Annotated in this window: 23 protein-coding genes; 14 read left to right on the top strand and 9 right to left on the bottom strand. The window is 47.4% G+C overall.

Annotation, left to right across the window (positions count from 1 at the left end; translation table 11 throughout):
- Positions 1 to 54 precede the first annotated feature (54 nt).
- On the top strand, positions 55 to 756 hold the full coding sequence (locus NSQ91_RS09870) for a G1 family glutamic endopeptidase (protein WP_076124905.1): 702 nt from the start codon (positions 55 to 57) through the stop codon (positions 754 to 756).
- Positions 757 to 942: 186 nt separating this feature from the next.
- Here NSQ91_RS09870 and pyk read toward each other — a convergent pair whose 3' ends face one another.
- The 6 genes from pyk to NSQ91_RS09840 all read right to left on the bottom strand — a co-directional run bounded on the left by pyk (position 943) and on the right by NSQ91_RS09840 (position 9,212).
- Entirely contained in the window at positions 943 to 2,361 is a 1,419-nt protein-coding gene (gene pyk / locus NSQ91_RS09865; RefSeq protein WP_038569666.1) for a pyruvate kinase, read from the bottom strand.
- A 330-nt stretch (positions 2,362 to 2,691) separates the two neighbouring features.
- A complete protein-coding gene (locus NSQ91_RS09860) occupies positions 2,692 to 3,693 on the bottom strand; it encodes an acetyl-CoA carboxylase carboxyltransferase subunit alpha (protein ID WP_036678900.1) in 1,002 nt (333 codons plus the stop codon).
- A 1-nt stretch (position 3,694) separates the two neighbouring features.
- Complete coding sequence (gene accD / locus NSQ91_RS09855) at positions 3,695 to 4,588, bottom strand: acetyl-CoA carboxylase, carboxyltransferase subunit beta (RefSeq protein ID WP_076124903.1); 894 nt, start codon at positions 4,586 to 4,588, stop codon at positions 3,695 to 3,697.
- Between the two features lie 72 nt (positions 4,589 to 4,660).
- On the bottom strand, positions 4,661 to 4,849 hold the full coding sequence (locus NSQ91_RS09850; RefSeq protein WP_036678895.1) for a hypothetical protein: 189 nt from the start codon (positions 4,847 to 4,849) through the stop codon (positions 4,661 to 4,663).
- A gap of 146 nt (positions 4,850 to 4,995) precedes the next feature.
- On the bottom strand, positions 4,996 to 5,496 hold the full coding sequence (locus tag NSQ91_RS09845) for a phosphatidylglycerophosphatase A family protein (RefSeq protein ID WP_036678892.1): 501 nt from the start codon (positions 5,494 to 5,496) through the stop codon (positions 4,996 to 4,998).
- Between the two features lie 74 nt (positions 5,497 to 5,570).
- Positions 5,571 to 9,212 (bottom strand): DNA polymerase III subunit alpha, encoded by a 3,642-nt coding sequence (locus NSQ91_RS09840; RefSeq protein WP_076304382.1) that lies wholly within the window; start codon positions 9,210 to 9,212, stop codon positions 5,571 to 5,573.
- Between the two features lie 141 nt (positions 9,213 to 9,353).
- On the opposite strand from NSQ91_RS09840, the gene NSQ91_RS09835 reads away from it, so the two are divergent.
- The 3 genes from NSQ91_RS09835 (at position 9,354) to NSQ91_RS09825 (ending at position 10,581) form a co-directional block, all read left to right on the top strand.
- Entirely contained in the window at positions 9,354 to 9,677 is a 324-nt protein-coding gene (locus NSQ91_RS09835; protein ID WP_036678886.1) for a YtrH family sporulation protein, read from the top strand.
- A gap of 5 nt (positions 9,678 to 9,682) precedes the next feature.
- Positions 9,683 to 10,183 carry a DUF4044 domain-containing protein gene (locus NSQ91_RS09830; RefSeq protein WP_076304381.1) on the top strand — a complete coding sequence of 167 codons (501 nt, stop codon included), beginning with the start codon at positions 9,683 to 9,685 and terminating at the stop codon, positions 10,181 to 10,183.
- Between the two features lie 83 nt (positions 10,184 to 10,266).
- Positions 10,267 to 10,581 (top strand): YtpI family protein, encoded by a 315-nt coding sequence (locus NSQ91_RS09825; protein ID WP_076124899.1) that lies wholly within the window; start codon positions 10,267 to 10,269, stop codon positions 10,579 to 10,581.
- Between the two features lie 133 nt (positions 10,582 to 10,714).
- Here the strand turns inward: NSQ91_RS09825 and NSQ91_RS09820 are convergent, their stop codons facing one another.
- Positions 10,715 to 12,049, bottom strand: a complete 1,335-nt coding sequence (locus NSQ91_RS09820; RefSeq protein WP_076124897.1) for a DRTGG domain-containing protein — start codon at positions 12,047 to 12,049, stop codon at positions 10,715 to 10,717.
- A gap of 300 nt (positions 12,050 to 12,349) precedes the next feature.
- Between NSQ91_RS09820 and NSQ91_RS09815 the strand changes: the two genes are divergently transcribed.
- From NSQ91_RS09815 to NSQ91_RS09805, 3 genes are all read left to right on the top strand, one after another.
- Complete coding sequence (locus NSQ91_RS09815; RefSeq protein WP_076184276.1) at positions 12,350 to 12,769, top strand: hypothetical protein; 420 nt, start codon at positions 12,350 to 12,352, stop codon at positions 12,767 to 12,769.
- A complete protein-coding gene (locus tag NSQ91_RS09810; protein ID WP_076304380.1) occupies positions 12,750 to 13,181 on the top strand; it encodes a hypothetical protein in 432 nt (143 codons plus the stop codon). The genes NSQ91_RS09815 and NSQ91_RS09810 overlap by 20 nt, the downstream gene beginning before the upstream one ends.
- Before the next feature lie 123 nt (positions 13,182 to 13,304).
- Positions 13,305 to 13,445 carry a hypothetical protein gene (locus NSQ91_RS09805; protein WP_175617313.1) on the top strand — a complete coding sequence of 47 codons (141 nt, stop codon included), beginning with the start codon at positions 13,305 to 13,307 and terminating at the stop codon, positions 13,443 to 13,445.
- A gap of 953 nt (positions 13,446 to 14,398) precedes the next feature.
- On the opposite strand, the gene NSQ91_RS09800 is transcribed toward NSQ91_RS09805, so the two are convergent.
- Positions 14,399 to 14,680: a hypothetical protein gene (locus NSQ91_RS09800; RefSeq protein ID WP_076202990.1), complete on the bottom strand. Its 282-nt coding sequence runs from the start codon at positions 14,678 to 14,680 to the stop codon at positions 14,399 to 14,401.
- Positions 14,681 to 14,875: 195 nt separating this feature from the next.
- On the opposite strand from NSQ91_RS09800, the gene NSQ91_RS09795 reads away from it, so the two are divergent.
- Positions 14,876 to 15,451, top strand: coding sequence for a hypothetical protein (locus NSQ91_RS09795; RefSeq protein ID WP_076124891.1), 576 nt, complete (start codon positions 14,876 to 14,878; stop codon positions 15,449 to 15,451).
- Positions 15,452 to 15,601: 150 nt separating this feature from the next.
- Here NSQ91_RS09795 and NSQ91_RS09790 read toward each other — a convergent pair whose 3' ends face one another.
- Positions 15,602 to 15,940 carry a YlbF family regulator gene (locus NSQ91_RS09790; RefSeq protein WP_036683973.1) on the bottom strand — a complete coding sequence of 113 codons (339 nt, stop codon included), beginning with the start codon at positions 15,938 to 15,940 and terminating at the stop codon, positions 15,602 to 15,604.
- Positions 15,941 to 16,375: 435 nt separating this feature from the next.
- On the opposite strand from NSQ91_RS09790, the gene NSQ91_RS09785 reads away from it, so the two are divergent.
- From NSQ91_RS09785 to NSQ91_RS09760, 6 genes are read left to right on the top strand one after another with little or no spacing between them, the layout of a single operon-like run.
- A complete protein-coding gene (locus tag NSQ91_RS09785; RefSeq protein WP_036683975.1) occupies positions 16,376 to 17,743 on the top strand; it encodes a YheC/YheD family endospore coat-associated protein in 1,368 nt (455 codons plus the stop codon).
- A gap of 10 nt (positions 17,744 to 17,753) precedes the next feature.
- Entirely contained in the window at positions 17,754 to 18,920 is a 1,167-nt protein-coding gene (locus tag NSQ91_RS09780; RefSeq protein ID WP_076191142.1) for a YheC/YheD family endospore coat-associated protein, read from the top strand.
- The gene (locus NSQ91_RS09775; protein ID WP_036683976.1) at positions 18,921 to 20,294 is read left to right on the top strand and encodes a YheC/YheD family endospore coat-associated protein; all 1,374 of its coding nucleotides are present in this window, start codon (positions 18,921 to 18,923) and stop codon (positions 20,292 to 20,294) included.
- Positions 20,291 to 21,403 (top strand): YheC/YheD family endospore coat-associated protein, encoded by a 1,113-nt coding sequence (locus NSQ91_RS09770; RefSeq protein WP_076124884.1) that lies wholly within the window; start codon positions 20,291 to 20,293, stop codon positions 21,401 to 21,403. Before NSQ91_RS09775 ends, NSQ91_RS09770 begins: the two co-directional genes overlap by 4 nt.
- Before the next feature lie 26 nt (positions 21,404 to 21,429).
- Positions 21,430 to 21,948 (top strand): GNAT family N-acetyltransferase, encoded by a 519-nt coding sequence (locus tag NSQ91_RS09765; protein WP_076124882.1) that lies wholly within the window; start codon positions 21,430 to 21,432, stop codon positions 21,946 to 21,948.
- Positions 21,930 to 23,060 (top strand): YheC/YheD family endospore coat-associated protein, encoded by a 1,131-nt coding sequence (locus NSQ91_RS09760; RefSeq protein ID WP_076304379.1) that lies wholly within the window; start codon positions 21,930 to 21,932, stop codon positions 23,058 to 23,060. The genes NSQ91_RS09765 and NSQ91_RS09760 overlap by 19 nt, the downstream gene beginning before the upstream one ends.
- The last annotated feature ends 67 nt before the right edge of the window (positions 23,061 to 23,127 follow it).

Below are 23,127 nucleotides of genomic sequence, written 5' to 3'. Positions count from 1 at the left end.
TTCCTATGTAATCACCGCATTTAATATAGCAGTACTATAAAGGCGGTGGACAAGTTGAATGATAAGCAAAATTCTAATCGGGTCAATCATCCATGTCTAAAAGACAAATCTAATTCGAACAAATTTCAAAGCTCCGGCTTCGGCTGGTCTTCAACAAACTGGAGCGGATATACGATCACTGGAAAAAAGGGGGCTTTTAACCGCATTGCCGGTGAATGGATCGTTCCATATGTAAAACCAACCTCTAAACCTTCCTATTCCTCTGCTTGGATTGGTATTGACGGTTTCAAGAACAGCAGCCTGATCCAAACGGGTACAGGCCATGAATTCGTAAATGGCCGTGCCCGGTATTACGCTTGGTGGGAAATCCTTCCTGATGTCGAAACGGTAATTCCCCTTCCAGTGAGCCCTGGAGACCATATAAAAGCGAACATCACGAAGGTAGGCCGCAACAAATGGACGATTACGCTCCGCAATTTGAGCCGAAATTGGATTTTTCGAACATTACAGCGATATACCGGACCACAAACCTCTGGTGAATGGATTATGGAGGCTCCCGAGGTAGACGGCTCAATTGCAAAGCTGGCGCGTGTCTCCCCTACTTGCTTCTATTGCTGTCGAATTAATGGCAAAAGTCCGAGGCTCACTCTCAATATGGGAGGAATCATGGTGCAAAATAACGCTACTATCGCCGTTCCTTCTTGTCCAAACCATCGTGGGGATTCTTTTACTGTCAAACGAACATACCCCAAATAAAAATACTCGAACCTATCATTCAAGATTTGTTACTAACAGCATAAATGGATTTAACATAATCTTCAATCGAATATGTTGATAAACACGAAAAAAAGGGCTGCCTCGCTTGTAGATTTTCACTACAGTTGAGACAACCCTTTAATTAAGCTTTATGGAACCTGTTAAACAGGTGAAGCCAATCGAGAACTACTCGATTGTGCTTACTTTTACCAAGTTAGTGGAACCAGAACGTCCAAGTGGAATTCCTGCAGTAATCACAACTAGGTCACCAGTTTGAACCAGACCGGAATCCTTACCACCTTTGATTGCTGTTTCCAACAGCTCATCTGTGGAAGATGCAACTTGTCCGAACACTGGCGTTACGCCCCAAACGAGGGACAATTGACGCATAGTTCTTTCTTGTGTTGTAACGGCAATGATTGGTGCTTTAGGACGGTATTTAGAAACAACGCGTGCAGTATGACCTGTTACAGTCGAAGAAATGATAGCCTTAGCGTTCAGATCCAAAGCAGAAATTGCAACGGATTGGCTGATTGCTTCTGTAACTGTAGTTTCTTGTGCAGTTTGTTGTTTCATGAAGATTTCATGGTGGTTCAGAGCGGATTCCGCTTTCTCAGCAATGCGGGACATTGTAAGTACGGATTCTACTGGATATTTACCAGCAGCAGTTTCTCCGGAAAGCATGATTGCATCTGTACCATCTAAAATAGCGTTTGCTACGTCACTTGCTTCAGCGCGAGTAGGACGTGGGTTGCGTTGCATGGAATCCAACATTTGTGTAGCTGTGATTACTGGTTTACCAGCAACGTTACATTTTTGAATCATCAATTTTTGAGCCAAAGGTACATCTTCAGCTGGGATTTCAACACCAAGGTCACCACGAGCAACCATCAGGCCGTCAGAAGCTTCTAAAATTTCATCAAGGTTGTCAACACCTTGTTGGTTTTCGATTTTGGAAATGATTTGGATGTGAGAAGCGTTGTTTTTCTCAAGCAGCTCACGAATTTCCTGAACGTCGCTAGCTTTGCGAACGAAGGAAGCGGCGATAAAATCGATGTCCTGTTCGATACCAAAAAGAATATCGTTGGTGTCTTTTTCCGTAATACCCGGCAAGGAGATGTTTACTCCTGGTACGTTAACGCCTTTCTTGCTCTTAATCGTACCACCGTTTACAATACGGGTCTTGATTTCTGTACCTTGAATGTCGACAACTGTCAAACCAATCAGACCGTCATCAATAAGGATTGTGGATCCTACTTGAACATCGTTAGGAAGTTCGCTGTACGTGATGGAAATACGATCTTGATTACCAAGGATCTCTTCCGTAGTCAGTGTCAGGTACTCGTCCTGAACAAGTTCAATCGGTTCTACTTCCAGCTTGCCTGTGCGAATCTCCGGTCCTTTAGTATCGAGCAGGATAGCAACTGTTTTGTTCAGTTCCTTAGATGCTTGACGGATCGTATTGATCCGAGCACCGTGCTCTTCGAAATCGCCGTGGGAGAAATTCAGACGGGCCACATTCATACCAGCCAAAATCAATTTTTTGATATTCTCCAACGATTCACTCGCAGGTCCGATCGTACATACAATTTTACTTTTCCGCATTAGGTTTTCCTCCGTTTTTTCGTTCTCTCTGTCTCACTTTTTCCAACTACAAAATCTACTACAAGGCTAACTAATAAAATAGGAACTTTGTCACATGTGCCTTTAAGTACGCCCTTATGAATATTACTGCAAACCAGACACAAAATCAATGTTGTAGGCACTTTTGGGTGTAACTTTAAGTCGAATTTTCTGTAAACATAAAAAAAATTAAAATAATCCCGTTAGTGGATCGAGATTATTTTAATTCCAATAAATTGTATATTTTACACTATATCCAAAAGACCCACTAAGTATAGCTATATGTCTTAAAGTGCAAATGATTTTGCACTTTTACACTTCTGACTTCACTTCTTCTTCAATAAAAATTTGTTCCTGCTGAGCCTCTGCAAACTCACCAATTTTACGGAATTTACGGTATCGATCATCCTTCAATTCCACTGAGTTCATCTGGGTTAGCTCCTGCAGATGCCGCCATAATGCATCCTTAATCGCCGCTGCTGTTGCTTCGTAATCCCGATGAGCGCCGCCTTTAGGCTCTGGTACGATCTCTTCTATAACTTCCATCTCAAGCAGATCAGCAGCCGTTATCTTCATGGCTTCTGCCGCTTGATCAGCCTTCGAAGCATCCTTCCACAGAATAGAGGCCGCTCCGTTAGGAGATATCGCCGAATAAATGGCATGTTCCAGCATGAGCACTCTATTCCCAACCGCCAATGCCAGGGCGCCACCGCTTCCGCCTTCACCGATGACCACACAGATTACAGGAACACCAAACTGAGACATCTCGCGTAAATTACGGGCAATCGCTTCGGATTGACCTCTTTCCTCGGCTGTGTTGCCTGGGTATGCACCTTTCGTATCCACGAAGGTAATAATGGGACGTTTGAACTTGTCCGCTTGCTGCATCAGACGCAGCGCTTTACGGAAGCCCTCAGGGTGTGCACTGCCGAAGAATCGTAAAATATTCTCTTTGGTGTCTTTACCGCGCTGCTGGCCAATAACTGTAACCGGCAACCCATTTAGTTTACCGATGCCACCTACAATAGCAAGATCATCCCCAAACATCCGATCACCGTGGAGTTCAATAAAATCAGTGAAGATCTGCCCCATAAGATCAAGGGAAGTCGGACGTCCTTGATGTCTAGCCAAATGCATTTTTTGCGAAGGAGAAATATTAGAATATATCTCTTCCTCCAGCACACGGTATCGTTCTTCCAGCCTAGCTACCTCGTCCGTAAAATCAATACCCTTCTCTTCGCCAAACTGCTTCAGTTCAGCAATCTTCTTGCGCATTTCTACCAGAGGCATTTCAAAAGGCAACTCTCCTGCCAACCTAAAATCCCCCTTTCACGTCATGCAGCTCCAAAATTTTAGTCAATGTAGCGCGCATTTCTTTGCGGTGCACGACCATATCAAGCAACCCATGCTGAAGATTAAATTCAGCGGTCTGGAAATCATCCGGAAGCTTCTGGCGAATGGTCTGCTCAATGACTATACGTCCTGCGAAACCAAATACCGCTCCAGGCTCTGCAATAATTATATCACCAAGGCTGGCAAAACTCGCAGATACTCCACCGGTAGTAGGATCCGTAATTATCGAGATGTAAAGACCTCCAACCTCGTTAAAACGAGCCAGCGCAGCGCTGGTCTTCGCCATTTGCATTAGACTAAGAATACTCTCCTGCATTCTCGCTCCACCTGAAGTAGAGAAAATAAGGAGTGGAAGCTGTTGCTCTGTGGCCTCTTCTATCGCACGGGTGATCTTCTCCCCTACTACAGAGCCCATGCTGCCTGAGAAAAATTCAAAATTCATCACAGCTACGATGACTGGATGGCCACCAATGGAACCCTGACCCGTAATTACGGCTTCAGTTTGTCCAGATTTCAGCTGCTGTTGCTCCACTTTGGAAGCGTAACCCGGAAATTTCAGCGGGTCGATAGAATACATTTCACTGTCAAACTCAATAAAGCCCTCAGGGTCTAATGTCATTGCAATGCGCTCCACAGCATTTAGGCGCAAGTGGTGACCACAATTAGGACATACCTTTAGGTTCTTCTCTAATTCCTTACTATACTGGATCGTTCCGCATTTATTACATTTGCTCATTAATCCTTCAGGGATTTCACGTTTGGGGCGTTCGCCTTCCGCAGGCCCGCCGCTCCGCTCCAGACGTTCTGAAGGAATAGTCGCGTACTTCCGTTTCTTCTGAAATAAATCTTTGAACACACCCGCACCTCTTCAGCCGTTTATTTGCGTTATGCAGCTTGCCGCTGTCATGACTTTTGTCTTGTAAGAAACTCAGGGATGCAGAATAAGATTAAGGACTTCCTGTACTTCCTCCAGCTCACCTGAAGGAACCAATATCTCAAACTGCTGCTTGGACATATTGATTGGACGGCATTCTACCAAAAAACCTTCTTCTGTCAGCTTACTCTTAATCATATCCGCCACTCTGGCGGTCGGCGCGATATATATTACCGTCCACATGCCCTGCAAGGCCTCCCCAATCTTAATTCCCAGCCGTATCCCGTATAATGGAATTATGATAACACAGTTTTCTTTTTTCCCGCAACAGGAGTAGGGCATAGGAAGCAAGACTGAGGAACTTGTTCAAACGAAATAAAGGGGCTCAATTATTCCTTGTCCGTGCCTAAAGGATATACTTTTGCCCCTTCATGCCGATGAGCAATTCTGGCGGAAGCGGCGGCAGCAATGCCGGCAACAAGGTCATCCAAGAATACATGAATCCTACCTTTATCATCGTTCAGTTCACCAATGATTCCAAGCTTTATTTTGTCCAAATACCCAAAACCTGTCAGTCCGATCATCCCATATACCCCTGTAATACCAAGCGCCAGAGTCTCGTCCGCTCCGTAGAGGGATTCATCAGCCTCCATTACCGCCTGCAGCGGCTGTGGAAGCAGTTTTTTCTCGGCTAATTCATCAAGAGCAACACCTGTCATTAAAGTATACTGCACTTCTCTTTTGCCCAAAACAGACTTGACGCTGGACAGACATTCATCCTTGGTTAAACCAGGATAATAAACCGATTGTAAAATATATACAATTTCAGCAATGGAGGAAAGTGATACACCTCTGCGTTCCAACAGATCTACTGCCATTTGATAGGACATGCTGCGACTCCCCTTTCCGTACAGGGATGTGCCCTGTGGTTTCCTAATGTATGCGGAAAAGGGGAGAATTGTTCTTATTTTATTCTTACCGTACCTGCACCCAGCATAACCTCGATCGCCGCGAAAAGTTCCTCGGACGGCTTAATTCGATAATTATCGCTAAGAGCTAGGAGCTTCTGATCCTGTTCATAAAACAGAAGCGTCGCAGCAGGACCGGGATGATTCTGCAGCAGCTCTTTCAGGCGCGACAGCAACGCTGCATTCTCTGAGGCCGGCGTGATCTTGATAAAGACACGCTGGCCTGAGGTCGCCGCTGTTGCTGGCGCGGCCTGTGCAGGTGTTGCAGGCGGCGTTGTGCCGCCTGCTGGCCTGGCAGCCGGACCAGTGGCGGCACCGCTGGTCCGGGAAGCAGGAGCTGCGCCGCGTGGCGGCGCTCCTGCCGAGGCCGAGCGTCCCGCGCTGTACGAGCGGGACGCGGCGGCACTGCGGCGCTGCAACAGCCCGCGGAGAGCCTCCGCAGACAGCAGCGCCACTTCCTCGGCCAGCAGCTTGAAGCCTTCGTCTTCCTGCTGAACCTTAGCGCGCAAGGCCAGCAGCGCGCCCTTGGCAATCAAGCTGCGGCTTCGCTTCCACACCTCAGGGAAGAGTACGACCTCGCAGCGCTCGATCTGATCTTCCCATTCGACGAAGGCCATCGATTTTCCTTGCTTCGTCGTAATTTCCTTAACGGATACTACCATTCCGGCCGTAACCGTCTGGCTCTCATCCGCAGCTTCACCAAGATCCATCAGCCGCTGCATGCCGGGCTCCTCAAGCAGTTCCGCGCTATCATCAAGCGGATGGCCCGAAAGATATAACCCCAGCAGCTCACGTTCCATCTCCAGCTGCTGGCCAATGGTGAACTTAGGGATATCCGGATAGCGGATTTCCCAGTTCGGTGTCTCCACCAAATCGTCGAACAGCTGGATTTGCAGTTCATCCCGCTCCTTGCGCCATTTCAGCGCAGCGTCAACCGTCTCGTCCAGCATAGCCAGCAGCTGGGCGCGATGACCCGGCAGACAGTCAAAAGCTCCCGCCTGCAGCAAAGATTCCACTACCCGCTTATTGCAGACCCGCAGGTCCACACGTCGACAGAAATCTAGCAGACTGTCGAACGGCCGCTCCTTGCGGACCGCCATAATGTTCTCCACTGCCAGCGTGCCGACGTTCTTAATGGCTGCGAGTCCAAAGCGGATATGCCCGGTTCCGGTTCCTTCGCCAGGAACCGGAGTAAACAATACGCCGCTCTCGTTCACATCCGGCGGCAACACGCCGATGCCTGTGCGGCGACAGTCCAGCACATACTCCGCTACCTTGCGGTGAGTGCCCATTACAGCGGTCAACATAGACGCCATAAACTGCACCGGATAATGTGCCTTGAGATAGGCTGTCTGGAAAGCCAGTACTCCATAAGCCGCGGCATGAGCACGCGGGAAGCCGTAATCAGCAAAGCGCACGATCATGTCATAAACAGCATTTGCATCCGTTTCATTATACCCCTGCTGTAAGCTGCCTTGAACAAAATGGCTCCGTTCCTTATCCAGCGTCTCACGTTTTTTCTTTGAGACCGCTCGACGGAGCAGATCCGCTTCTCCTAACGAGAAGCCCGCCATCAGAGAAGCAATCTGCATGATCTGTTCCTGATACACAATGATCCCATAGGTGTCCGCTAAAATAGCCTTCAAATCAGAATGTGGATACTCTACTTCAATCTCACCGTGTTTGCCTGCTATATATTTCGGGATAAATTCCATCGGACCGGGACGATACAGCGCTAGAACCGATACAATATCTTCAAAGCCGTTAGGCTTCAGATCTTTAAGTACTCGTCTAACGCCCGCCGACTCCAGCTGGAAGACCCCTGTTGTCTCACCAGCCCCAAGCATTTCATACGTAGCTGGATCATGATCTGGGATAACACGGAAATCCGGAACACTTCCGCTCATTTCTTTAATCGAATTCATGCAGCGTTCGATAATCGACAACGTGCGCAAACCCAGAAAATCCATTTTCAACAGCCCGACACTCTCCAAATGCTCCATAGAGTATTGGGTTAACGCCGTACTTTCGTTACCTTCCTGAAGTGGGACTGCATCGGTCAACGGACCTTTCGAGATAACAACCCCAGCAGCATGTGTCGAAGCATGGCGGGGCATGCCCTCCACCTTCATAGCCATATCCAGCAACCCTTTAATCTTTGGATTGCTATCATACAGTGCTTTAAGATCTGGTGTACTCTCCAGCGCCCTGGCAAGGCTGATCCCTAGTTGACCAGGTATAAGCTTGGCAGCTTTGTCTACCTCGTTATAAGGCAAGTTCAGCACCCTGCCTACATCACGAACGGCAGCCCGTGCAGCCATAGTTCCGAAAGTAATAATTTGCGCCACATGTTCTTTGCCGTATTTCTCCACTACATAACCAATAACCTCATCACGCCGTTCATCGCTAAAATCGATATCAATATCCGGCATGGTGATCCGTTCTGGATTTAGAAAACGTTCAAAGAGCAAGTTATATTTCAATGGGTCCACGTCAGTTATTCGCAAAGAGTATGCGGTGAGACTACCCGCGGAGGATCCCCGTCCGGGTCCCGTAGCAATTCCCTGACGATGACAATAAGCAATAAAATCCCACACAATTAGAAAATAATCGCTGAAGCCCATACTCTCGATAACGCCCAGTTCATAGGTGAGACGCTTCTCAGCCGTCTCTCTTTGCTCAGGTGTAGTCCATTGCGGTGTATCTATATATCGTTCCTCCATCCCCTTCCAGCACAGCTCACGCAAATAAGCAGCGGAATCCATGCCTTCAGGGAGCGGAGAATAGGCAGGCAGAATATGATTGCCGAAGGTCAGCTCCAAATTACATTTTTCTGCGATCAATAAGGTATTGGCGATAGCCTGCGGCACATGCGGAAACAATGCCGCCATTTGCTCGCTGCTTTTTAGAAACAGCTGATCTGTTCCGATCTTGAGACGTTCCTCATCATCCACCGTTTTGCCTGTTCCGATGCAGATCAGCACATCCTGAACCTCAGCATCTTCCTTCGCTAAATAATGGACATCATTCGTCACCACAAGTGGAATTTCACAGTCCTCGGCAAGGGCGATCAGCTTGGGATTGACTCTCTTTTGCTCGGAGATCCCGTGGTCTTGCAGCTCCAGATAGAAATCTTCGCCAAAAATCGCCTTATATCGCAGCGCAGCCTTGCGCGCCTCCTCATCACGTCCATGCAGCAGATGCTGCGGCACTTCTCCGCCAAGACAAGCACTAAGACAAATAATCCCCTCTGAATGAGCTGCCAGCACTTCCATATCGATCCGGGGTTTATAATGATGGCCTTCCAGATGGCCGATAGAGATCAGCTTCATCAGGTTCTTGTAGCCGGTTTCATTCTTGACGAGCAGAATCAAGTGGTAGATCGGTTGATCTTTTCGACTGCCCCGCTCACGGCGTGAACCCGCGGTTAAATAAGCTTCACAGCCAATAATCGGCTTGATTCCATTCTCTTTACACGCTTTATAAAAGGGGATGGCCCCGTACATCACTCCATGATCCGTAAGCGCCAGCGACTTCATGCCGTATTCGCCGGCCCGGCGCACGAGATCGGTAATGCGCGCCGCCCCGTCCAGTAAACTGTATTCGCTGTGCACATGCAAATGCACGAAAGGGCTCATAACCCCACTTCCTCTCTACTGCAAAAATCAAACATAAGATGAAACTATTTTATCATATTAAAGGGGGACCCGCCCATAGAATGGATTAAGAGCATAAGGACAGGCAAAGCTTGTAAATGCCTCGTCCGGGAAGGGGCCTGTATGAGCATTTTTATGAGCAAAGCTATCCTCGACTTCTTTATCGCCTTCGGCATCGTGCTTGGCGGAGCTATGCTCGGCGGAATCGGCGCCGTTGTATCCCTGCAACCGCCGACGCAAACGATGCTGGATGTGGCAGATCGGATTAAAATATGGGCACTAGCAGCCGCTGTAGGAGGTACTATGGACCCCTTACGGGTCATTGAAAGCAACATGATTGGAGGCAACCTCTCCCCCGCCATCAAACAAATCATGTATCTTGCCTTCGCTTTTCTAGGAGCCCATATGGGCAGTGAGCTAGTAAAATGGGTGTGCGGCAGGGGGTAACGCCAGTGAGAGTTCCACCATTCAGTCGTTTTCGCAGATTCACCCAGATCTCCGCTATATTCATGCTAGGGATCGTCGTAGGAGCTGTCATATACAATGCTATTTACCATGTAGGATATAACGTATTATGGCTGCATAATCAAGATCTGCGTGTACAGATCGAGCAATATCAAAAAGATATTCAGACACTCAAAAAATACAATAATACCTCAACCGTGATCAGAGAAATCAAAATTCGATCGGAGGAAAGCAAATCCAAAAAAGATACCCCACTTGACCCCGTAACTGTAAAATTAATCATAAGCCAAATGGGCTCAGATCTGGAACCGATGCGCGGCCGCAGCATGTTCGATATTGATACAGACAGCAAACTGGTTAGACTGCTGTTGGATGGTAAGCTATACATTGTGCGTGACAAGGAATACTCTGTCAAAATCCGAACCATGCTCGTCATGGAAGGCGTCCTGCAAATCTGGGTAGAAATCAGTCCTTTTAAGCGCAGCTGACAGCCATCGTGTGATACAATAATGGACAGACGTGGAAATTACTTCTTGGCTACTGCAAGACACGATAAAGGAGCTGGCTGTCCATGGTTTTATTTATCAAGTATTTATTGTTTATCCTGCTGGTGATCTTTGTAATCGGTGCCGCTGTGTTCAGCATATCCTCCCGCCGTGCCTTAAATCCCCAAGATAAAGGGCTGAAACGCTCCGTCATGAATGTGATGCTCGGTGCTATGCTCGTAACGCTGTCCTTGATATCCATGTTTTTGTTTCGCGGCTCTACCGTTAATATCATTGTTGAAGCTGCTTTTCTGCTGATTGGTGCGTTCAACATCTTCTCGGGGCTACGCAGCTATAGTTTTTACAGCCGTAGTCGCAGCCGCAGCCAGGAACAACACTAGTCGAAAACTTAGCTGCTGTTCTGACGGAATAGAAAGAATAAAATAGACTCCCCTCTCTTTCAATGATGAGGGCAGTCTATTTAGCATGTATACGATCCTATTTACCGTATGCTATCCAGCTAGCAAACCATTTTTAGCCATGATCAATGGATTGCAGCATCAGAACAGCTTTGGCTACCAGAGTATCCGAGTGGCTGATCTCAATTTCAAGCTTACAGGTACGGCGGCTGATTTCGAGCAGTCTCGGCATTACAATGATCGCATGTTCGATCTGTACCGGTCGGATAAAATAAGTGGACATATTATCTAGTACATAATCATTTCCTGTGATGTCCTTAGCTGCTTTAAATGCCGAGAGCGTCATAAGCGTAGACAATATTCCTTCAGAAATCGTCCCAAGATCCGTGGCCATCTGCGGCGTAATAAAGCCATGGAAGAACAATCGTCCCTCTTCGTCCCGCTCATCCGCAAAACCATTCCAAATGAGATGATCAAAAGTCTCTCCCAGCTGAGGTTGATTCCGGACATCGCGTAAGCTTTGCAGCACTTCTTTACGGGTTAGGGAGCCTACCAGTTTACGGTTACGGTCCACTATGGGCAGAAAATCCACGCCTTCCCACATCATGATCTGGGCCGCGGAGGCTAGTGAGGTTTGCAGTGCAGCCGTAACCGGACTGCGGATCATCGCTTTTTCAATGATCTGGCCTTCCGTCAATTCCTCTACATCGCGGCGACCGATAATGCCGATGACTCGGTTCCATTCATCCGTAACGGGAAAGCGCTGCTCTCCAGTTTCCTCAGAAACCTGTCGTAGCTCGCCGACGGTACTAGAGATTTTTAACGTATTCAGGCGCGGTTTGCTGTCGATAATATCCTCTACCAGCATAATTTTTTTCTTTATCAATCTATCAAAAATGGCACGGTTAATCATTGAAGCGACGGTAAACGTGTCATGTCTCGAAGAAATAATGGGAAGATCCAGCTCGTCTGCCAAGGCCTTCACTTCACGGCTCGTCCCAAAGCCCCCTGTCACCAGAACCCCCGCACCCTGCTCCAGCGCTAGAGAGTGAACATCATCGCGGTTACCTACAATCAACAGACTGTCAGCATCTATATAACGGATCATTGCATCGACCTTCATCGCCCCGATCACGTATTTATGCAGATGTTTATTTAGTCCACTTGCCCCGCCGAGCACATGCCCTTCAACAATATCAACTACATCGCCAAACGTCAGCTGCTCTGAAATGTTCCGAGGTTTCTTTTCTACACGAACTGTACCAATCCGTTCCTTCGTGATGACTATCCCGAGATTCTCAGCTTCCTTCACTGCACGGTAAGCAGTCCCTTCGCTGACTAGCATTTCTTTGGCGAGCTTGCGAACAGATATTTTGGTGCCTACCTTAAGACCTTCAATATGCTGCAGCAGTTGCTCGTGTTTAGTAATCGCATCGCCTTGACCTTCCAACTGTTACACCCCCATGCTCCGATCTGTACTATACTGTACCTATTATACACGGATAGAATGGCTCAGTACAACCGATTCATAAGCTTCGAATTCGAATTTCACTCTCCTTACACAATCTACGATTAAGGTAGGTATTGCCACATAGTAAGTTTGAAAACCACCTTAAAATCGAATTTTTTGAAACTGAATATCTCTGATGCGTTTTAAGCTGACCTTAAACATTCGCTGCCTTTATTTAGCAACCTTTTCCTCTTTTTTATAGTCTGAGAATTAAAGAATGTGTAAAGGAGCATTGAAGAGATGAACAAGACTGCTTTATTACTACTTACTATTACTTTGCTTTTTATAGGACTGGTCGGCTGTGGAAATACGGGAAACGAAGTAAAACAAGCAGGCCAGATTGAGTTGGATGCAAATAATATAGTTTCTATTAACTTAATTGAAAAAAAACAGCCCATGGCCACTATTTCGGATCCATCCTCGTTTGAACGTTTCGTTCAAGCCATAACTACTGCTGAATATGATAGAGGACAACTAGATATTGCTCCCAGCGATTACAGCACCACTGTGAACATGAAGGATGGCATAAGTTATGAGTTCTCTTTTTGGATCGGCGGAAGTAACAGTGGGTTACTCATTAAATCCGGACAAATGGGCCACTATCGTCTGTCAGATACCAGCAAAAAAAGATCTATTGGACTTGTTTCAATCAACTTTTAAAGATAAGATTTCAACAGAAGACACTGCTAACCCACAGCCCCCAAGCGTTCAAGTTACTGTTGGCGGTGAGCGGTTCGAGGCTATTCAAGGCTCTTATTGCTGGAACGACAATGGCAAAGGCGTATGTGTGGATATGGCTTCTTACGATGAATTGGTTTCCAAACAAAAGGTACATCCTAAAGCCATCAGCGGTGATCGGGTAGAACTCGAGTTCTCATATGCACCCAAAGAGATAGAGGTTATGGCTTCATTTGCTGGTGAGGAACGACGGGACGAAACCCTTTCTGTGGACAAAAATAGTTTTCAACTCGCAGCAGGTAGCGGCAGACATCTGTATATCATCCATGCAAGATGGCCTCAGGGAAGCGCCAGTTATGTATTTGAAGTAGAATGCTCGGTCAGTAAAAAGTAATCGGTTTGTTTTTGCTCAACAATTGGCGGGATGGTCGCATGATGGTAGGATGGGAGGATCATATCCATCCTCTCTACGATCAGGAAAAAAGTTTATACTATCGACGTGAAAGGAGCTGAGCTTATGCAATTTCTTGTTATACTCGCGGTTCTCGTTCCTGCAGTGTGGTATTACGCGGCTCTCGGTAAACGGATATCTGCAGAAGAAAAGAAGGCTGGAAGAGATCTCACGAATGAGATCAATCCTTTTACGGGTGGAAAATAACATTTAGCCCCCTGCTAGCAATGCAGGAACATATTAAAGCCCACTGGCTTAGGCTAGTGGGCTTTTTCGTATGAGTGTGTCTTTTGGCGCGGCAGTCTACGTTATTTGTGTCTCTCTTTTCGCCACTTCTGTGCTTTCCGCAGCATTCTAAAGCATTTTTGCCTCTCTTCGCACCATTGCCGCGCTTTCCGCAACATTCTGAGGCATTTTTGCCTCTCTTCGCACCATTGCCGCGCTTTCCGCAACATTCTGAGGCACTTATGCCTCTCTTTTCGCTACTTCTGCGCTTTTCGCGGCATTCTAAGGCACTTATGCCTCTCTTTTCGCCACTTCTGTGCTTTCCGCAGCATTCTAAGGCATTTTTGCCTCTCTTCGCACCATTGCCGCGCTTTCCGCAGCATTCTAAGGCATTTTTGCCTCTCTTCGCACCATTGCCGCGCTTTCCGCAACTTTCTGAGGCACTTATGCCTCTCTTTTGGCTACTTGCGCGTTTTGCGCGGCATTCTACGGTATTTATGCCTCTCTTTTGGCTACTTGCGCGTTTTGTGCGACATTCTACGGTATTTATACCTTTCTTTTGGCTACTTGCGCGTTTTGCGCGGCATACTACGGTATTTATACCTTTCTTTTGGCTACTTGCGCGTTTTGTGCGACATTCTACGGTATTTATACTTCTCTTTTCCCCACTTTTACGCTTTCCGCGGCATTCTAAGGCATTTTTACCTCTCTTTTCGCGACTTCTACGCTTTCGGCGGCATTCTGAGGCACTTATGCCTCTCTTCGCGCCACTTCTACGCTTTCCGCAGCATTCTGAGGCATTTTTGCCTCTCTTCGCACCATTGCCGCGCTTTCCGCAACATTCTAAGGCATTTTTGCCTCTCTTTGCACGACTGCCGCGCTTATTCGAGAGACCTGAAGCTAATCTAGCTTTTTAGTATCCGATGCCAACTCTATTATCTTTGCGAAACTCTAGTTTCTTCATTCCACTTTGTCTGCCATTGCTCCAGCTTTGCTTTTCGCACAGCTTCCAAACGTTTGGTCTTTTCTTCATCAACCCCGATAATAAAATGCAAATGTGCCGCAATGACCATAAACGCAAAAAGTGACCAGACAACTCCAAAACCAAACACCCAGCTCGGTCCATTCGCAAGCGAAAGCTTCGGCAGTGCATACAAAAGCATGGCCAACGCCAGCAACAAATAGATACCATGTTTGAACTTGTTTCTTTTTCTCATTAATAACAGCTCCTTCGTAGACAGGATATTCGATTGAATCTATATCTCTACTCTATGAACATGAGGCCCGTAATATGAGACAAGTCCATTAAAAAATATATACCTTTTCAAAATTATGTATAAAAGGTTAGCATTTATATAGCAAGAGATGCTTATATATGAGATGATGATTTCATTTAGGGAGGCGTTTTTGAATTGAATGCAGCTTATAATCATACCGAATACATAATTCGCAAAAAAGTATTTTCGATCATGGGTGCGAAACTTCATATTTTTGATAGCTCTGAGCAGCTTGTGCTCTATTCGCAAATGAAAGCGTTCAAGCTTAAAGAAGACATTGCACTTTATACGGATGAGTCCATGCAGAAGGAGCTTCTGCGCATAAAAGCCCGCAACGTGGTCGATTTTAGTGCTACTTATGATGTACACGATACAGAGTCCGGTGAGCATATTGGTGCTTTTCGACGTAAGGGTCTCAAATCTATTTTGAAGGATGAATGGATTATTCTTGACCGTCATGATCAGGAAATCGGAAAAATCAAGGAAGACAGCACCGCGATGGCTCTACTGCGCCGCTTCATCGCTATTATTCCGCAGAAATATAATATCGAGATGGATGATACTACGATCCCTGCATTCAAGCAAAATTTCAATCCATTTGTCACCAAAATTATGGCTGACTTCTCGGAGGATCGAAAAGGCAAGCTTGATCGCCGCTTAGGTTTGGCAGCTGGTATTCTTCTCTGCGCAGTCGAAGGTAAACAAGATTAGGTTGAGGTTGATGGTTGGGGTTGAGGATCAGGTCGAGGTCGAAGTCGAGCTTGAACTTAAGCTAGCCCTATAGTCACAGCCACAAGAAAGAGGGTGTTTCCAGAGCCACCAGCTTCGGGAACACCCTCTTTTGATTTTCATTGTTGAAATTTATTCGCCGTACAATTGAGACAAACTCTCGGTGATAATTTTATTTACATCCTCGATTACAACGCTCAGACGGCGTTCCGCATCGAACAGACGACGAATGCCAAGATTCAAGTTAAGCACCTCGAACAGCTTCTCCATCTTTTCCATTTCTTCCTGTGGAGGCATTTCTCCGCTCATCATCCGTTGTTGCAGCTCCATCTGACCTTGGCGGAAATTGTCCAGCATCGCTTTCGCTTCAGGATCTGTTTCTACGACCTTCATGGCATTTCTGATATCCGATACCTCGCTGCTCTCTTTAATGGCTTTCGCCAGTTCATGTGCTTTGTCGTGAATGCTCATTATGATTCCTCCTAAAAGTTTTGTTAGCGTACACTCCTCAGATCGTCTTCGTACAAAACTCACTTCGAAAGCTTACGCTTAAGTTTTGTTAGCAGCCGCTTCCTATCGTCTTCGTACAAAACTCACTTCGAAAGCTTACGCTTAGGTTTTGTTAACAGCCGCTTCCTGAATCTACTCTGCTCTAAAAACTCACTCCGAAAACATACGCTTAAGTTTTGTTAGCAGCCGCTTCCTGAATTCACGCTGCTTTAGTTTCCAATATTCGCTCATTCCATACTTGTTTCGCTTCTTGGGCCGAGCTTATGAAATGACTGGGCAAGGTTTTTAGCGATTAGGTCAATCACCAAGGGTCATCTGTCTCCATATGATGAATGATATGTAACCCTTAGCTACCAAATTGCCGGCATCATGCTGCCTACCGGAAGGAGATCCACGATGTCCCAATTCAAGATCCCGGTCCATACGGTCAACTCGGGCATCCTGCAGGAAAACGCTATAATGCTTGGCGAAAAATCCATGAAAAGACTCAAAATCCCGTCTCACGGAACACTCCAGCTGGCATTCGGCTCTTTCCGGCAGGAGGTTACCATTATCTCAGCTCCCAAATCCGACATCCTGCGTGTAAGCGAAGGACTGGCGCGGCGGACCGGATGGAAACACCGACAAACCCTCAACGTTTCTTACAGCTCTGTAAGCCGCACCTTGCGGCTTGGACCGTTGATCGGCGTGCTCGTCAGTCGTGACCATCCAGATAATCTCGACAGGTTGTTTGGACCCATTACCATGTTCTGCCGGGAATTGACAAATGCCTGCCACACACAAGGCGCCTATGTATATTTCTTTACCCCGGAAGCGCTGGAAACACGCAGTTCTTCCATTCAGGGCTGGGTATACAACGAGGGTTGGAGAAAAATGAGTCTGCCCATTGCCGATGTAATCAACAATCGGTTAACGACGCGAAAGGTGGAGAATAAACCTAGCGTACAGCATTTTTTGGCGGATGTAAAATCACGATATGGAACGCATTTCTTCAACGAAAAATTTCTTGACAAGACAGAGGTATTTGAAGCTTTAGCGCAAGACCCTTCCCTGCAGCGGTATTTACCTGAGTCGCATGCGTTGAACGGCTTTGCCGTAATGAAGAAGATGTGCAGCCATTACCCAAGTGTATTTTTGAAACCTGTACGAGGCAGTCTCGGCAAAGGCATACTTCGTATCTCTAAAGAAGAAGGCGGAGGTTACCGTCTGTTGTCTACTACCTCCATAGGTACACGCAAGCAAAGCTACACCACTCTCGCTAAATTGTACCAGTCCATCGCTCCCAAAATGAAGACTACTCGATACCAGATTCAGCAGGGATTGCCTTTGATGGAGCTAGGAAGGCGGCCTGTAGATTTCCGGGCACTTGTTCAGAAGAATGGCAGCGGAAAATGGGGGGTTACCTCCATTGTCGCCCGCACCGCCGGAAGCAATCACTTCGTGTCTAATTTAGCTAGAGGTGGCAGTCTCAGCACTGTAAAAGAAGCGGTTAGCAAGAGCAGTCTTCCTCCGGGCGCAAAAGAAAACGTTCAGCTTCAGCTGCCCAGAGCAGCACTTGCCATTGCAAGAGGGGTCGAAACCTTTATCCCCGCTCATTTCGGAGAGCTCGGAATCGATCTGGCACTGGATCAATCAGGACGAATATGGCTCTTAGAGGTTAACTCCAAGCCCTCCAAGAACGATAATACACCGTTAAACGATCAAAAAATAAGACCGTCCGTCAAGCAAATGATTTTATATTGCCGCTACTTGGCCGGTTTATAAGGAGGACACGATGACTGAAACAGAAGTGGGGTTCCTCGGCATTATGACAGGCCGCCGCAACGGGAATCCACCGATCGCCGAGCCAGAGTTTTGCAGTCATTTATGCCGGGCAGCTCCTCTATACAGCCTAAAAGTCCTCGTATTTCATCCAGACGGAGTAGCGGCAGACGGGTCCTCCATTACCGGCTATACCTGGAAAGATGGAAGCTGGCAGAATACCACTTCTTCACCGCCAGATATTGTCTATAATCGCTGCTTTTACGAAGGTCCTAAAGAAAGAAAAGAAGCTTCCGCTGCTCTCTCTACTCTTCATCGTTCCTTGCCTTGGTCTCGAGGTTTGCCAGATAAATGGGGTGTACATGAGATATTGAAGCGCGACCGGAGAGCAGCGGCAATACTGCCGGAAACTGTACTCTATACCGGTACCCGCAGGTTAAGTACAATGCTTGCTGAAAGAGAATATGGAGTCTTTCTAAAGCCCAAGGCCGGCACCCATGGCAAACGTACATTACATGCCATACTGCAAAACAGAGGTATGAGAGTTCGAGGGCGTGACGGTACAAATACACCTTTTCAATATGTTTTCGACTCACAGGCTGAAGGACTGAACTGGATTCATGAATTTATCGGCTCACGCCGCTATATTATACAGCCTTTCCTGCACCTAACGAATAGTAAGGGGCAACCGTTCGATGTGCGTGTATTGATGCAAAAGAATGGCCTTGGCCGCTGGACTCTTACCGGCATGGCCGTACGGCTGGGTAACCAAGGTTCGCTGACTTCGAACCTGCATGGCGGCGGAACAGCTGTTTCTCCCCTGCCTTTTTTGCTTGCTGAATATGGTCAGGGTGGAAAAGACATCATGCATGAGCTTGCTGCAGAAGCTGCATACTTGCCTCCCCTACTGGAGGCTGCATGCGGCAGGCTTGGAGAACTCGGCCTTGATTTCGGTATTGATTCGAGCGGTCGGATTCATTTACTAGAAGCAAATTCCAAGCCAGGGCGCACGGTATTCCGGCTGACGGGCGACCGCCGGGCTGCTAAGCTCGCCGCCGAGAATCCACTGTCTTATGCGCGCCATCTACTGCTCACACAACGACGGATACCATCCCTATCTACGGACAGCTCCGTTACAAACGGGAGAATGATAACAATGGTTCCTAAGGAGGATTCATAAATGAGTCTCACTTTTTGCAATGTGCATTTCACTAAGCAGCCCCAAAGAGTTGTATATGTATCAGGTGCACTGATGAAAAGCTTGAAGTTAACGGGGAAAAAAAATATACGCTTAAGGCTCGGTAAAGATGCCACCCCGACCATGATCAAGCCCATCAAGCGCGCCGGAAATCACCTATATCTCGCCTCAGGCGTAAAAAGCGCTATCAAGGTTCCGAAATCAGGTGGTGTCTATTTACGCAATCTACAGAATGACGAGGTGCAGCTAGGACCTTTAGTTGGCATATTGTCCGATGGTCCTGCTTCCTCGTCTCAGCCCTTCGGTTCTCGCACAGGGTTCATCAAGCAATTACTGCGGGAAGGCAGCAACAAATGTTATATATTTGCCTTTATGCCGCGTGACATCAACTGGCAACAGGAACAGGTCTATGGATATTTTTTGACTTCAAGCGGTAAGTTTGAACGAAAAATGGTCCCTCTACCTGATGTTGTCTATAATCGATTGCCCAGTCGGAGAGCTGAGACCTCACCCTATATCAACCAACTTCGCGAACGATTTATGCGGAAAAGAATTCCATACTTTAACTGGAGCTTTTTCAATAAATCCGATATCTATAAGCTTTTAGAAAATGATGGGGCGGCAAATCGATATGTACCTGAAACCCACAGCAATCCGTCCACGGAAAAAATGAGAGAAATGCTGGATCACCATCATTTTGTATACTATAAACCTTCTGCGGGAAGTCTGGGTCACGGAATTTACCGGCTTACCTATCTCCCGAAAAAGGGGTATTTTGCCCGCTACCGCCGCGGTGGAAAAAACGTTCTTTTACGCTTTACCACCTTTGAAGCCCTTATGCGTATGCTTCGTTCGCGTCACGGTCAAAATCTGCAAAATTATATAGTTCAGCAGGGAATACGTCTCATTGAAATAGATGGCTGCCCGATTGATTTCCGGTTCCATATGCATAAAAACGGCAGTAATCAGTGGATTGTAGTCGGCATAGGCGCTAAAAAAGCCGGCCGTGGCAGTGTCACCACTCACCTTAAAAATGGAGGAGCATTGCTTACACCTCAGCAAGCACTCGGACGTGTATTCGGCGCAAGAGCTGATGAAGTACTGCAGCGTGCAAAGACTACAGCCATCAAGCTGGCAGAATCACTAGAAGTCCAGCATCGTCATTTGCTCGGTGAAATTGGCTTTGATCTCGGAATTGATCAGGATGAAGACATCTGGATGTTCGAGGCCAACGCCAAACCAGGTCGTTCCATCTTCCGTCACCCTTCCCTGCGCGCTGAGGGCAAAGCTTCCATCGAGCACATTCTGGAGCATTGTCTATACCTCAGCAAATTCCGCAGGAGGGATGAGATGTGAGCACCCATAATCCGGAAGATACAAAACCTGTTATTGCCATACTGACAACCAGCGATAAAGTACGGCAATTTAATGGCAACCGCAGCAACTTCCGGGACATTATTCGCACAGGCAAAGAAATGGGATTTCTTGTCTACGTCATCACTGTCCGTGACCTCAAACTTGAGGAACGGATGGTGAACGGATATGTCCCATCGTCCAGCGGTAAAATCTGGTACAGCATTCCTGTACCTCTTCCACAAATCATTTATAACCGAATTCCCACCCGTGAGGATGAGGAAAAACCTGCTGTGGTACGTAAAATAGCTCAATGCCTGGAACATCCAGGCATTAAGCTATATAATCCATATTTTTTCAATAAATGGAGTCTGTTCGAATGGTTAAGGGGTTCGCACTCCACCTCAAAGCATGTTCCAAAAACGAGACGATTACGCAGTGCAAACACCCTTACTGCCATGCTGAACCAGCATACCAGCCTCTACCTTAAACCAGAGAATGGCAAAGCAGGAAAAGGAATTATGCGCTTAAAATATCGTGCAGATACCGCTTTGCCTTACCGGCTCCAAATTCAAAGCGGCAAAAAAAATGTGACGTACAAAGCAGCTTCCATGGACCGGCTCTGGGCAAGAATCGGAAAAGAAAAAGGAATCTCTCGTTATATTGTGCAGCAGGCTATTGAACTGGCGACTCATCGGGGAAGACCGTTTGATCTGCGGGTGCTGCTGCAAAAAAACAGCAGAGGCGGCTGGGGAGTCACTGGCATAGGTGCACGCCTCGCCGGTGCCCGAAGTATAACGACACATGTACCACGCGGCGGTAGTATTGAAGAGCCTGCCAGCATGCTGGAAAGTACATTTGGAACCGAAAGAGCAGCCATGATCCTGAAGAGCGTGCCTACAACCGCCCTTCTTATCGCTAGACAAATTGAAAGAGCTTCTGATTCTATGCTCGGAGAGATGTCGATGGATCTGGGTGTAGATGAGAATGGGGGACTCTGGTTCTTTGAGGCCAACTCCCGGCCGATGAAATTTGATGAACCCGCGATCCGCAAGCTGTCCCTAGAGCGAATCTTTCACTACGGCCAGCATTTAGCGCGCCAGTTTAAATAGAAATCATTAAAAGGATGTGACACAGCATGCAGATATCCTCCATCTATGACACAAATGCCAAGCAGTGGAAATCACGGCTGGCTGGACTGCTTGAGTTTATAAGAGCGCATGGGGAGAAGCGAATCACAAACCAAGCTTGCAAAGTACTGGCCCGATTAACACCGGATCAGTTGTCAGAGCCGGGTATCTCGCTGCTTGTCGCTACCGTACGCGGTCAGAATGGGCGCCAGCTCGCAGGAGTCAGCTTCGTATCCGGTTTCGGTGCAGAAGCCTGTCTTGTCGCTGTGCACCCCTTCTACCGGAATAGACATACCGGCACTGCCTTAATGGCTGCCCAGCTGAAACGCCTCGGGCATCTGCAATGCAGTGTTGCCTGCGACAATACTGCTAGCCTAAAGATGTGCTTCAATATCGGCCTTGCTGCCGACACACTTACCACTGGTCCTACCGGCAAGCCAACATTACTGCTCCGGTCACCCCATCATACCGGCAGCACTACTATTTCTCCACAAGAAGGTGAACTCCTGTGCCAGAGCCCGTCTTAGGCATTCTTACTTTATATATTAACGAAGCCAAGCAGCTTGAAGAAAAGGCCGTGTACCGGAGAATGATCGTCGAGGGCAAACGAATTGGCTTGGATGTCTTTGTGTTTACCCCCATGGATGTTCATCCCAGCAAAGAGCAGATCCATGCCCTTGTCTTTGATCCCAAGAGCGGAAAATGGTCACGCAAATGGCGTTCTTTTCCGAACATGATTTATGACCGTTGCCGTATTCAGCGCAGCTCACGCTTTCAGCAACTGCTTCGTTTCCGAGAACGCTACAATCATCTGTTATTTCTGAATCGTCCACTGCGCAACAAATGGACCATTCACCAAACATTCTCACAAAAAAGCCGTTTCCGGCAACATATGCCAGAAACTTTACTCTATCAGTCCTCTGCCGACCTGCGCCGGATGCTGAAAACCAATTCAGTAGTCTATATCAAGCCGGCAAACGGCACAGGCGGACGTGGCATTCTCAGAATTGAGAAAATGAAGGATGGGCGTGGGGTATATGATATTCAAGGCCGTCGCCAGGATCGCCGAATCATTCCCACCCGTAAAGTCTCTTCTACTCGGCTGGATTCCATCGTACGGCAATGGTGTATCGGCGGGCGTTTCCTTATCCAACAGGGGATCCCATTACGTCTGCCGGGCGGACGTTTCCATGATTACCGGATGCTCGTTCAAAAGAATGGGCAAGGTGTCTGGGAACTCACAGGTATGGCAGCACGGGTCGGTGCAGCGCGGAGTGTAACCTCCAATCTTCATGGCGGTGGTCATGCCGTTCGAGCGGAAACACTGCTGAAGGAATGGCTGGGTAGTCAGGATAAAACCGATAAGGTCATGAAGACTGCCGAGAGGTTAGGCCTTGATGCCGCAGCCTTCCTGGAAGAAAGTTACGGAGCCTTATGTGAGCTTGCATTGGACCTCGCCATTGATCGCGAAGGTAAAATTTACGTGCTGGAGGTTAATCCCAAGCCCGCCCGTGAAGTGTTCGCAAGATCAGGTGACGGAACCACATACCGCAAAGCCCTGCTTCGCCCTCTGGAATACGCGCTGTGGCTCTACAATAACAAAGGAACCCCGAGCACAGCTAAAACGACTGAGGAATAAAAATTATCATAGTAGTCATCAAAAAAAGACGCCCCTAGCTCGTATTAATACGAAGCCGAAGGGGCGT

The sequence above is a fragment of the Paenibacillus sp. FSL R7-0048 genome (assembly GCF_038004505.1).
Classification (GTDB): domain Bacteria; phylum Bacillota; class Bacilli; order Paenibacillales; family Paenibacillaceae; genus Paenibacillus_AQ; species Paenibacillus_AQ odorifer.
The sequence above is the reverse complement of the archived record's forward strand: the minus strand, read 5'-3'. Positions and strand labels throughout refer to the sequence as shown.